Genomic DNA, 11,206 nt, shown 5'->3' on the forward strand with positions numbered 1-11,206 from the left:
TGCCTGCCGGGCGATCGCATGCAGCGCGGCGATCGCGCGCTCTCCGACCTGCTGCAGGGTCTCCGCGCCGGCGACCTCGGCGTGCCAGTCGCCGTACGCGCCGATGTAGTCCTCGACGAGCATGCCTTCACCTTCGCCGAACTCTCGTTCGCGGATGTCCGGGACCACACCGGCGACCTCGAGGCCCAACCGGTCGGCGATGATCTCCGCGGTCTCGCGCGCGCAGCAGCGGACTCGTGTACACGGCGTGATGGGTGCTCGTGGCGAGCTGCTCCGCAGCCCGTGCAGCGTCTTCGCGACCGGTCGCGTTCAGCGGGATGTCGGTGGACCCCTGGATGCGGCGAGCGAGGTTCCAGTCGGTCTGACCGTGGCGGACGAGAGTGAGATGTGTCACGTGAGCAGTTCCTGAAGGGCGGGGAGCACATGGCTGGTGCCTGCGGCGATGGTGACATCCGCCCAGGCATCCGCGCGCGTCGGCTCGTGGTTGACGATGATCAGTGGGATGTTGCGGCGACGTGCGCGCTCGACCAGACGCACGCCGGAGTTCACCACGAGCGATGAGCCCGCGACGATGAGCGCCGAGCTGGAGCGGAGCAGTGACTCGGCCGCACGGAACCGATCCTGAGGGACGTATTCGCCGAAGAAGACGACGTCGGGCTTCAGCATCCCGCCGCACACGGTGCACACGGGGACCACGAAGCCATCCGTGGTCTCGGGGAGGACATCGCCGTCCGGAGCGAGGGCCACGTTCTCGGGAACGGTGATCCAGGGATTGAGCTCCTCGATCTGCACCGCCACATCACGGCGGTCGAAGACCTGTCCGCACTGGAGACACAGCACCCGACGCATCGTGCCGTGCACCTCGATCACGTGAGAGCTGCCGGCGCGGAGATGCAAGCCGTCGACGTTCTGGGTGATGACTCCCGATACTCGTCCCGTCGCTTCGAGCTCGGCGAGGGCGATGTGACCGGCGTTCGGAGCCGCCTGAGCGAATGCCCGCCACCCGAGATGTCCACCGACCCAGTAGCGTCTGCGAGCCGCCTCGTCGCCCAGGTATGTCTGGATGGTCATCGGATCGCTGCGCGTGCGTGCACCTGCTCCGCGATAGGCGGGAATGCCGGAGTCCGTCGAGATCCCGGCGCCGGTCAGCAGGGCGATGCGCTTCTCTCGCAGCAGCTCGGCGGCATGGGCGATGGTGCCCGACAGCTCAGCAGTGTTCGACACGCTCACAGGACCTCCTCGAGCGAGTCTACGGCGTGGCGGCGAGGCCGGCCTTCATCGCCGTCATGCGCGGTCGCGGCACCGTCGAGCCGGTGGCAGAGTGGATGCCGTGCACCTGCAGACTGTGACCGATGCCGCGGACCGACGCCTCGACGACTATCGCGGACTCACCGACGTCGCGCTGCGATCGCTCGGAGACCCTGGACGCGGACTCTACATCGCCGAGTCGACCAAGGTCATCGCCCGCGCTGTCGCGGCAGGCCATCTGCCGCGCTCGGTTCTGGTTCAGGAGCGTCGCGTGGACGAGATCGGCGCCATCGTCGGTGAGCTCGACGTGCCCGTGTACGTCGTCCCCGACGAGGTGGCGGAGGCGGTGACGGGCTTCGCGGTTCACCGCGGGACGATTGCATCGATGCATCGGCCGGAGCTCCCGAGCGTGCGCGACGTCATCGAGGGAGCATCGGTCGTCCTGATCCTCGAGAACATCGGCGACCACACGAACGTCGGAGCGGCGTTCCGTGCGGCGGCGGGACTCGGTGCGGATGCCGTCCTGGTCGCGCCTCGGGGAGCGGATCCGCTGTATCGACGGAGCGTTCGCGTGAGCATGGGAACCGTCTTCCAGGTGCCGTGGACCCGCATCGTCGACTGGGAGGCCGCGATCGCTGACCTGCACGATGCCGGGTTCGACATCGCCGCACTCGCGTTGAGCGATGACGCCGTGACGCTCGACGCCTACGTCGCCGACCGTCCGGATCGCGTCGCGCTCGTCATGGGCTCAGAGGGTGACGGCCTCTCCCGCACGGCCATCGACAGCGCGGACACGGTCGTCACCATCCCGATGTTCGGTGGCGTCGATTCGTTGAACGTCGCGTCAGCCGCGGCCGTCGCGCTCTGGGCTGTGCGGCGCTGACGCTCTCAGTCCCTGCCCGGCAGGATGATCGGCGAGGGGTCTGGGCGCTTCGCCATCACGTTGTCACCAGACGACTGGTGGCGCAGTCGGCGCAGAACCCACGGCACCAGGTGCTCGCGCGCCCAGCCGAGGTCCTCCGACCGTGCTTCTCTCCAGGTGCGCAGGGGGAGCGGTTCCGGCTGCATCGCTTCGAGGTCGTTCGGAACGTTCAAGGCACGGAGCACCATCCGGGCGACTTCATGGTGACCGAGCGCGTTGTAATGGAGTCGGTCGTCGTCGAAGAACCTCATGTCCTGCACGACCTTGAGCGCCCACTGGTCCGCGACGATGCAGTCGTGGCGCTCTGCGATGGCGCGGACGTTCTCGTTGTAGATGGCGACCTTGCCTCGGAATGCACGGAACACGGGTGTGAAACCGGTGTCGATTCCGGTGAAGAGCAGAACGGCGGCCCCTGTCGATGACAGCCGCGCCACGGCGTCTTCGAGTTGGCTCGCGATCGCATCGGGGTCGGTCCCCGGTCGGATCACGTCGTTTCCACCCGCGCAGATCGACACGAGGTCCGGTCGCAGGGCGACGGCAGGCTCGATCTGGTCTGCGACGATCTGCGCGATCAGCTTGCCCCTGACGGCGAGGTTGGCGTAGGCGAAATCGTCGACCTGAGAGGCGAGGACTTCCGCAACACGATCGGCCCAGCCCCTGTGGTTCCCCGGGTTGGCGGGATCGGGGTCGCCGATGCCCTCGGTGAACGAGTCGCCGACCGCGACGAATCGGCGCCACGGGTGTGCGCTCTCGTTCGGTACGTACGGGGTCCGAGTCGAATCCTGGTCGGTCATCCAGCTCTCCTTCGCGAACGTGCGCGCACGGCGGTGGCCGCGACGCAGTGACAGAGCCTACCCGCAGCGGCGCACACGAGGGAGGGGCGCGCGGGGGAGTCGTGGCGGGTGAGCCGGTGTCGCCGGCACCGATTATCGTTGACTCGATGCTCTCTCCGTCCTTTCCTCAACGTGCCCCCTGGGGAACCGCGAGCAAGTTGCGTGCCTGGCAGCAGGAGGCGCTGGAACAGTACTTCCGCGACGATCAGCGGGACTTCCTCGTCGCCGCGACGCCCGGTGCAGGCAAGACGACGTTCGCGCTGACCCTCGCCGTCGAGCTGATGCGCATCGGCGAGGTCAATCGCATCATCGTGGTGGCGCCGACCGAACACCTCAAGACCCAGTGGGCCGACGCCGCTGCGCGAGTGCACATCCGCCTCGATCCTCGTTTCCGCAACAGCGATTGGGCTCCGGCACGGCACTATCACGGAGCAGTCGTCACCTACGCGCAGGTCGCGGCGAAGTCCTCGGTGCACCGGCATCTCACCGAGGATGCGCAGACCCTCGTGATCCTCGACGAGGTGCACCACGGCGGAGACGCGCTGAGCTGGGGCGACGCCATCCGCGACGCCTATGGGCCCGCGAAGCGGCGTCTGCTGTTGTCGGGCACCCCGTTCCGCAGTGACACCGCGCCGATCCCGTTCGTCGAGTACCACCCCGACGAGTCGGGTGCGCGCATCTCGCGCACCGACTACAACTACGGATACGGGCGGGCACTGGCCGACGGCGTCGTGCGTCCCGTGCTGTTCCACATGTACGCAGGCAAGATGCGCTGGCGCACGACGACGGGTGATGAGCTCGAGACTCATCTGGGTCAAGACAACACCAAGGACGTCACGTCTCAGGCGTGGCGGACGGCACTCGATCCCGAGGGCGACTGGATGCCCGCCGTGCTGTCGGCGGCCGATCGTCGCCTGACCGAGATCCGTCACCACGTCCCGGACGCCGGCGGCCTCGTGCTCGCCACCGATCAGACGGTCGCTCGCGCCTATGCCAAGATCCTCCACAGCATCACTCGCCAGCAGCCGACGGTCGTGTTGTCCGACGACGCGACGGCCTCGGAGCGCATCGAGAAGTTCAGCGCGAGCGATGCCCGGTGGATGGTGGCCGTCCGCATGGTGTCAGAGGGCGTCGACGTGCCACGGCTCGCTGTCGGGGTGTACGCCACATCGTCGTCCACCCCTCTGTTCTTCGCGCAGGCCATCGGCCGATTCGTGCGGGCACGACGGCGCGGAGAAGCAGCCAGTGTGTTCCTGCCGCAGGTGCCGGTTCTCATGGGTCTCGCGAACGAGATGGACAAGCAGCGCGACCACGCTCTCGACCGGCAGTCGAAGGAAGACGACGGGCTCGACGACTCGTTGCTGGAGAGCGCGAACCGCGAGGAGGAGACCTCCGACGCGCTGACGCAGGAGTTCAGTTATCAGGCGCTCTCGTCCGTCGCGCATTTCGATCGCGTCGTGTTCGAAGGTCAGGAGTTCGGACAGCTGGCGGAGCCGGGCACCCCCGAGGAGGAGGAGTTCATCGGCTTCCCCGGCCTGCTCGAGCCCGAGCACGTGCACGAGCTTCTCATGCAACGTCAGAGTCGCCAATCCCGCCTGCGCGAGGCGAGGGAGGCTTCGGCGGGACCGACGGAGTCGACCACCTTGCCGCCGCCGCTGCACCGCACGCTCAAGGAGCAGCGCCAGCTGTTGAACAGCCTCGTGGGGCTCTATGCACGACAGCGCGGCGAGCCCCACGGAGCGGTGCACGCCGAGCTGCGACGCATCTGTGGAGGACCCGCGGTGGCTCAGGCGACCGTGACGCAGTTGCAGTCGCGCATCGAGGTCCTGCGCAAGCGCGTCCGCTCCTGAGCGCGGGAACCTACGCCGCACGGGCGCCTTTTCGATGTCCCGCTTCGGATTCCCGAAATGCTGTCAATCCGCGTCGGAGCAGGGCTCACGTCGTCGTCCGCGGATAGCGTGGAACGGTTGCCCGCGCATCGGGCACCATCATCTCCGGGAGGACCCATGACAGCGCCCGCTGCCGCCCCCACGCCCGCCGATCGCCGCCGCTGGGCCCGCTACCTTGTCGAGGAGCGCGCCGAGGGTGCGGTGTACCAGAACCTCGCCATGCGCCGAGAGGGAGAGGAACGCCAGATCCTGCTCAGCCTCGCCGATGCCGAGCGCCGACACGAGCAGCACTGGCTCGACCTCCTCGGCACGGAACCCGCACGGCTTCCCCGGGCGGGGATCCGCTCGCGCATGCTGGCGTGGATGGCGGGTCGGTTCGGTTCGATCTTCGTTCTCGCGCTCGCCCAGAGCGCAGAGGCGCGCTCCCCATACGACGCGGAACAGTACGCGACGCCGGCGATGCGGGCTGACGAGAAGGTCCACCACGAGGTCGTGCGCGGCCTCGCCGCGCGGGGACGGAGACGGCTCTCCGGATCATTCCGCGCGGCGGTGTTCGGCGCCAATGACGGGCTCGTCAGCAACCTCGCGCTGGTCCTCGGGATCGGTGCCACCGGGGTCAGTTCCGGGTTCGTCCTGTTCAGCGGCATCGCAGGACTCCTCGCGGGTGCGCTCTCCATGGGGGCCGGCGAGTTCGTCTCGGTGCGGTCCCAACGGGAGCTGCTCGCCGCAACCGAGGCGAATGAGGATGCGGCGGCCGCGGCCGGGGATCTCGACATCGATGAGAACGAACTCGCGCTCGTCTACCGAGCGCGCGGGATGGCGCAGGAGGAGTCCCTTGCCCGCGCTCGGCGGATCGTGACCGCGGCCCGCGCCGGGGTCCGGCGCGCAGCGACGGGGCCCGTCGACATCCAGGGCGGCGACGACCATGAGATCGTCGGCAGCGACTGGACGGCGGCGATCTCGAGCTTCCTGCTGTTCGCGTCCGGGGCGATCATCCCCGTTCTGCCCTGGATCTTCGGCCTTCAGGGGGCGACGGCGATCATCGTCGCGCTCGTGCTCGTCGGCGTCGCCCTCCTGAGCACGGGCGCGATGGTGGGCGTCCTCTCGGGCGGTCCGCCACTGCGCCGTGCTCTCCGGCAACTCGCGATCGGATTCGGCGCCGCCGCCATCACCTACGCCCTCGGGTTGCTCTTCGGCGTCGGCGCAGTGTGATGCCGTCGGGGTCGGTCCTCGCGGAGGACCGACCCCGACGGACACGACAGAGAAGGCCCCGGATCCTCAGATCCGGGGCCTTCTCATTACCTGTGCGCGGAGGGGGACTTGAACCCCCACGCCCTTACGGGCACTACGACCTCAACGTAGCGCGTCTACCATTCCGCCACCCGCGCAGGTGTTGGATGATCGTTGCCGACCGAAGAATGACATTACCACGTCCTCAGCAGCCTCTCGAACCGAGCCATACGCCCGGGCGTGGCGTCCGGTTTCGATAGCCTGGGGCACATGATCGATCCCCTGCTGCCGGAGGTCGCGCGCATCGCGAGCGACCTCATCCGATTCGACACCTCCAACTTCGGCGGCGGGAACGCCAAGGGGGAGCGCGAGGCGGCGGAGTACGTCGGTGCCTACCTGGAAGGACTCGGTCTCGTGGTCGAGTACTTCGAGCCGATCCCGCGCCGCACCAACGTGATGGCACGCGTGACCGGCCGTGATCGTGACAAGCCGGCGCTCGTCGTGCATGGACACCTCGACGTCGTGCCCGCCATGGCGGAGGATTGGAGCGTCGATCCATTCGCCGGCACCGTGGCCGATGGGATGCTCTGGGGGCGTGGCGCCGTCGACATGAAGAACATGAACGCGATGATCCTCACTGCCGTGGCGGAGATCCTCCGCGCGGGGGAGCAGCCGGAGAGAGACCTGATCCTGGCGTTCTTCGCCGATGAGGAGAACGGCGGTGTCGAGGGATCGGCGCTCGTCGTCCAGCAGCGTCCGGAGTGGTTCGCCGGCGCCACAGCCGCGATCAGCGAGGTCGGCGGATACTCGATCACGGTCGACGACAGACGCGCGTACCTGCTCCAGGTGGGAGAGAAGGCGCTGATCTGGATCCGACTGGTCGCGCGGGGGCGCGCCGGACATGGGAGCCGTCTGCACGAGGACAACGCGGTGACGCGACTGGCTGAGGCCGTCGCGGCGATCGGGCGGACCCGCTGGCCCCTCCGGCTCACGCCCACCACCGAGGCTCTCCTCGAGGGACTCCGCACGCTCAGCGGCCGCAGCACCGATGATCCTGACGCTCTCGCGTCCGCTGCCGGCCCCGCGGAGGCGTTCCTGCGCTCCTCGTTCCGCACCACGACGAACCCGACGGCTCTGACTGCGGGGTACAAGCACAACGTGATCCCGGAGCGCGCCGAGGCGCTCATCGACGTCCGGGTGATTCCCGGCACCGAAGACGAGGTGCTCGCGGAGCTGCAGAGCGTCGTCGGGCACGACATCGAGATCCAGACCGTGGTCCGCGACATCGGCATGGAGACGCCCTTCGAGGGCGAGCTCGTCGAGGCCATGGTCGCGAGCATCGGTCGCCACGACCCGGGTGTCCCCGTGATCCCGTACCTTCTCGGGGCGGGAACCGACAACAAGGCGCTGGCCGCGCTGGGGATCACCGGCTACGGGTTCGCGCCGCTGCGTCTCCCGGCCGACCTCGACTTCACAGGCATGTTCCACGGAGTCGATGAGCGAGTACCCGTAGAATCGCTTGTCTTCGGCCAGCGTGTGCTGGCCGATCTGCTGCGCACGTACTGAGCGCGACCGCTCCGCGCTGCCACGACACCGAAGGCCTCTCCATGCACCTGCTCGAAGCACTGATCCTGGGCATCGTCCAGGGACTCACCGAGTTCCTCCCGATCTCGTCCAGCGCGCATCTGCGCATCCTCGGCACCTTCCTCCCCTCGGGAGAAGACCCGGGAGCGGCCTTCACGGCGATCACGCAGATCGGCACCGAGGCCGCCGTTGTGGTGTTCTTCTGGCGCGACATCGTGCGCATCATCACGCAGTGGTTCCGTTCGCTGGTCGGAAAGACGCCGCGCACCGACCCGGATGCTCGGATGGGGTGGATGATCATCATCGGCAGCATCCCGATCGTCGTGCTCGGGCTGCTGTTCCAGGACCAGATCGAGACGGTGTTCCGCTCGATGTGGATCGTGGCGATCATGCTGATCGTGTTCGGCATCCTGCTCGGGGTCGCGGACTATGTCGGGGCGAAGCGTCGCAAGCTCGACGACCTGACGTACCCCCACGGCATCGCTTTCGGTTTCGCGCAGGCGCTCGCGCTGATCCCGGGTGTCTCCCGATCGGGCGGGACCATCACGATGGGGCTGTTCCTCGGCTACGAGCGCGCCGCTGCCGCCCGTTACGCTTTCCTGCTCGCGATCCCCGCTGTGTTCGGCAGCGGCTTCTATCAGGTGTTCAAGAGCTGGGACGAGCCGTCGTTCTTCTCATTCGGCGACACCCTCGCGGCGACGGGCATCGCCTTCGTCGTGGCGCTCGGGGTCATCGCGTTCTTCATGAACTGGATCTCGAAGCGGAGTTTCCTGCCGTTCGTGATCTACCGGATCCTGCTCGGCACGGTGCTGCTGGTTCTGCTCGGAACCGGAGTGATCGCAGCATGAGGTCTCCTCAGCGCTTGCGGTCGCCTGGACCGTCGTCGCGTCGGCGGAGATAACGCTCGAACGCCTGAGCGATGGCGTCGCCCGAGGCTTCGGGGGAGTCCCAGGTGTCGCGCGTCCGTTCCAGCTGACGGATGTACTCCGCCATGTCTTCGTCTTCCGACGCTGCGGCGTCGATCGAGGCCTCCCACGCCGCGGCCTCGGTGCGGAGGGCGTGGCGGTCGACGTCGACTCCGGTGAGTTCCTCGAGACGGTCGAGGAGCGCGAGCGTCACTTTCGGGGAGGGCGTCGCCGAGGCGACGTAATGCGGCACGCTCGCCCACAGACTCGCCGTGGGGATTCCCGCGTTCTCGGCGAAGTGCTCGAAGACGGTGAGGATCCCGACCGGTCCCTCGTAGAGCGAACGCTCAAGGCCGTGGGCTTCACGAACCTGCTCGTTCTGGCTGGACGCGAAGATCGAGATCGGGCGGGTGTGGGGGACATCGGAGAGCATGGCCCCGAGGGTGACGAACCCGGTGATGTCGTCGCGGAGCGCGACATCGATGAATTCAGAGGCGAACGCCTGCCAGGTGCGCGCAGGCTCGGCACCGGTCAGCAACCAGAACTCCGGCCCGGGCCCCGGATCGCGTGGGCGCCAGAGTCCGGCCTCCGGCCATTTCAGCTGACGTCGGCCTTCGGCATCCATACGGGTCGAGGGCCGCGTGTACTGGTAGTCGAAATACAGCTCGGGATCGACCGAGTGCACGAGGTCGTAGTCCGATGCGGCACGGAGTGCCTCGACGGCACCGCTGGCCGCTTCCCCTGCATCGTTCCAGCCGTCGAAGGCGGCGATGACGATGCGCGGACCGAGAACATCCATCGAGGGCTCCCTTCGAGATCGCGGACGTGATCCTTCCAGGCTAGTCCGCGACGGCGGGATGCGGGCGGTGCCCCGGCTAGCATGGGTTCAGTGAGCAGAAAGCCCAGCGCAGTCCTGTGGGACATGGACGGAACCCTCGTCGACACCGAGCCGTATTGGATGGCCGCCGAAACGGCGCTCGTCGAGTCTTTCGGCGGAACCTGGAGTCACGAGGATGCGCTGCAGCTCGTGGGCAGCGGTCTGCTCGACAGTGCCGTCATCCTGCAGAAGGCGGGCGTCACGATGGACGCCGTGGCGATCGTGTCGCATCTGACGGATGCCGTGCAGGACTCGCTGCGCACGCAGGGGGTGCCGTTCCGGCCGGGAGCACGAGAGCTGCTGCGCGATCTGCGCGACGCGGGCATACCGACAGGCCTCGTGACGATGTCCCTGCGCCGCATGGCGCTGAGCGTGGTCGACCTGATCGAGTTCGAGGCGTTCGACATCGTGGTGGCGGGTGACGACGTCGACAACCCCAAGCCCCACCCTGAGCCGTACCTCCAAGGTGCCGCGCTCCTCGACATCGACATCACGGAGGCGATCGTGATCGAGGACTCGCCGACCGGCGTCCGTGCCGGGCTGGCCTCCGGGGCGCTCACCCTCGCGGTGCCGCACATCCTGCCGCTGGACCACCTGGGAGCGCACGAGCTCTGGACCACCCTCGCCGGGAGAGGCGCTGAAGATCTCACCGATCTCTTCGACCGAGTGACCACCCCGACAGGAGCCGATCGATGAATGATTCCGCGCAGCGCCCGCGGGGCCCCTTCCGGGCGGGGGACCGTGTGCAGCTCACCGGTCCGAAGGGGAGACTGCACACCGTCACTCTGCGCGAGGACGGCGAACTCCACACGCACCAGGGGGTCCTTCGCCACCGCGACCTGATCGGACTCCCGGATGGTTCCGTCGTCGCCAACAGCTCGGGTCACGAGTACCTGGCACTACGTCCGCTGCTGCGGGACTTCGCGATGTCGATGCCCCGCGGCGCGGCGATCGTGTATCCGAAGGACGCGGCTCAGATCGTGATGCAGGCCGATATCTTCCCCGGAGCCGTCGTCGTCGAAGCCGGAGTCGGATCGGGTGCACTCTCGCTCGCGCTCCTGCGTGCCGTGGGGTCGGCGGGGTCGCTGATCTCGTTCGAGCGACGCGAGGAGTTCGCCGACGTCGCACGCGGCAACGTCGAGACCTTCTTCGGTGAGCAGCCGGACACATGGCGCGTGGTCGTCGGCGACCTGGTCGCCGCACTCCCGGAGGAGGTCGACGCCGGCTCGGTCGATCGCGTCGTGCTCGACATGCTCGCCCCGTGGGAGTGCATCGACGTCGTCGCGGAGGCGCTCACGCCGGGGGGCGTCGTCCTCTGCTACGTGGCGACCGCCACCCAGCTCTCCCGAGTCGCCGAGTACATCCGAGGCACCGGCCTCTTCACCGACCCCGACGCCTCGGAGACCATGGTCCGCGGCTGGCATGTGGAAGGACTCGCGGTACGACCCGACCACCGCATGGTCGCCCACACCGGCTTCCTGCTCACCGCGAGGCGGCTCGCACCTGGTGCGGTCGCGCCGTCGGTGAAACGCCGTGCCTCCAAGAGCAGCTATGGCGACGAGGACGTGGAGGCGTGGACTCCCGGGGCTGTCGGTGATCGCGAGATCAGCGACAAGAACCTGCGCAAGCGGGCGCGGGAGGCGGAGAGAGCCGCGGAGGGGGCGCGCCTGGCAGCCGCTGCGCGCGATTCCGGGCACACGACGGAATAGACTGGAGCG

General features: G+C 68.1%; 10 protein-coding genes, 1 tRNA gene and 1 pseudogene. 7 read left to right on the top strand and 5 right to left on the bottom strand.

All coding sequences use genetic code 11. From position 1 onward, the window contains the following. Positions 1-54: 54 nt before the first annotated feature. Positions 55-394, bottom strand: a pseudogene (locus tag K1X59_RS21280) (histidine phosphatase family protein); the annotation flags it as partial. Beyond that, positions 391-1,224 carry a Sir2 family NAD-dependent protein deacetylase gene (locus K1X59_RS09890; protein WP_396652584.1) on the bottom strand — a complete coding sequence of 278 codons (834 nt, stop codon included), beginning with the start codon at positions 1,222-1,224 and terminating at the stop codon, positions 391-393. The pseudogene K1X59_RS21280 and the gene K1X59_RS09890, both read right to left, overlap by 4 nt. Before the next feature lie 106 nt (positions 1,225-1,330). Between K1X59_RS09890 and K1X59_RS09895 the strand changes: the two genes are divergently transcribed. Then, positions 1,331-2,131, top strand: coding sequence for an RNA methyltransferase (locus tag K1X59_RS09895; protein ID WP_244632566.1), 801 nt, complete (start codon positions 1,331-1,333; stop codon positions 2,129-2,131). A gap of 5 nt (positions 2,132-2,136) precedes the next feature. On the opposite strand, the gene K1X59_RS09900 is transcribed toward K1X59_RS09895, so the two are convergent. After that, on the bottom strand, positions 2,137-2,964 hold the full coding sequence (locus K1X59_RS09900; protein WP_183152675.1) for an SGNH/GDSL hydrolase family protein: 828 nt from the start codon (positions 2,962-2,964) through the stop codon (positions 2,137-2,139). A 146-nt stretch (positions 2,965-3,110) separates the two neighbouring features. Here K1X59_RS09900 and K1X59_RS09905 point away from each other — a divergent pair, with 146 nt between their 5' ends. Further along, on the top strand, positions 3,111-4,853 hold the full coding sequence (locus K1X59_RS09905; RefSeq protein ID WP_183152676.1) for a DEAD/DEAH box helicase: 1,743 nt from the start codon (positions 3,111-3,113) through the stop codon (positions 4,851-4,853). A 156-nt stretch (positions 4,854-5,009) separates the two neighbouring features. Continuing rightward, entirely contained in the window at positions 5,010-6,104 is a 1,095-nt protein-coding gene (locus K1X59_RS09910; RefSeq protein WP_220174174.1) for a VIT1/CCC1 family protein, read from the top strand. A 93-nt stretch (positions 6,105-6,197) separates the two neighbouring features. Here K1X59_RS09910 and K1X59_RS09915 read toward each other — a convergent pair. Further along, positions 6,198-6,280 (bottom strand) — tRNA-Leu (locus K1X59_RS09915). Positions 6,281-6,392: 112 nt separating this feature from the next. Between K1X59_RS09915 and K1X59_RS09920 the strand changes: the two genes are divergently transcribed. Together K1X59_RS09920 and K1X59_RS09925 are read left to right on the top strand one after the other, a co-directional pair. Continuing rightward, a complete protein-coding gene (locus tag K1X59_RS09920) occupies positions 6,393-7,688 on the top strand; it encodes a M20/M25/M40 family metallo-hydrolase (RefSeq protein ID WP_183152677.1) in 1,296 nt (431 codons plus the stop codon). Between the two features lie 41 nt (positions 7,689-7,729). After that, positions 7,730-8,554: an undecaprenyl-diphosphate phosphatase gene (locus tag K1X59_RS09925; RefSeq protein ID WP_183152678.1), complete on the top strand. Its 825-nt coding sequence runs from the start codon at positions 7,730-7,732 to the stop codon at positions 8,552-8,554. Positions 8,555-8,561: 7 nt separating this feature from the next. On the opposite strand, the gene K1X59_RS09930 is transcribed toward K1X59_RS09925, so the two are convergent. Next, positions 8,562-9,410, bottom strand: coding sequence for a PAC2 family protein (locus tag K1X59_RS09930; protein WP_183152679.1), 849 nt, complete (start codon positions 9,408-9,410; stop codon positions 8,562-8,564). 81 nt (positions 9,411-9,491) lie between these two features. On the opposite strand from K1X59_RS09930, the gene K1X59_RS09935 reads away from it, so the two are divergent. Both K1X59_RS09935 and K1X59_RS09940 read left to right on the top strand, forming a co-directional pair. Further along, complete coding sequence (locus K1X59_RS09935) at positions 9,492-10,184, top strand: HAD family hydrolase (RefSeq protein WP_396652585.1); 693 nt, start codon at positions 9,492-9,494, stop codon at positions 10,182-10,184. Then, positions 10,181-11,197 (top strand): tRNA (adenine-N1)-methyltransferase, encoded by a 1,017-nt coding sequence (locus K1X59_RS09940; RefSeq protein ID WP_220174175.1) that lies wholly within the window; start codon positions 10,181-10,183, stop codon positions 11,195-11,197. The genes K1X59_RS09935 and K1X59_RS09940 overlap by 4 nt, the downstream gene beginning before the upstream one ends. Positions 11,198-11,206 lie beyond the last annotated feature (9 nt).

This window comes from Microbacterium sp. Se5.02b (genome assembly GCF_019464375.1).
Classification (GTDB): domain Bacteria; phylum Actinomycetota; class Actinomycetes; order Actinomycetales; family Microbacteriaceae; genus Microbacterium.

Bases quoted from the DNA above. Each gene is read 5' to 3' on its own strand.
- K1X59_RS09900 (WP_183152675.1), bottom strand. From the start codon at position 2,964: ATGACCGACCAGGATTCGACTCGGACCCCGTACGTACCGAACGAGAGC.
- K1X59_RS09940 (WP_220174175.1), top strand. From the start codon at position 10,181: ATGAATGATTCCGCGCAGCGCCCGCGGGGCCCCTTCCGGGCGGGGGAC.
- K1X59_RS09930 (WP_183152679.1), bottom strand. From the start codon at position 9,410: ATGGATGTTCTCGGTCCGCGCATCGTCATCGCCGCCTTCGACGGCTGG.
- K1X59_RS09910 (WP_220174174.1), top strand. From the start codon at position 5,010: ATGACAGCGCCCGCTGCCGCCCCCACGCCCGCCGATCGCCGCCGCTGG.
- K1X59_RS09925 (WP_183152678.1), top strand. From the start codon at position 7,730: ATGCACCTGCTCGAAGCACTGATCCTGGGCATCGTCCAGGGACTCACC.
- K1X59_RS09920 (WP_183152677.1), top strand. From the start codon at position 6,393: ATGATCGATCCCCTGCTGCCGGAGGTCGCGCGCATCGCGAGCGACCTC.
- K1X59_RS09905 (WP_183152676.1), top strand. From the start codon at position 3,111: ATGCTCTCTCCGTCCTTTCCTCAACGTGCCCCCTGGGGAACCGCGAGC.
- K1X59_RS09935 (WP_396652585.1), top strand. From the start codon at position 9,492: ATGGGTTCAGTGAGCAGAAAGCCCAGCGCAGTCCTGTGGGACATGGAC.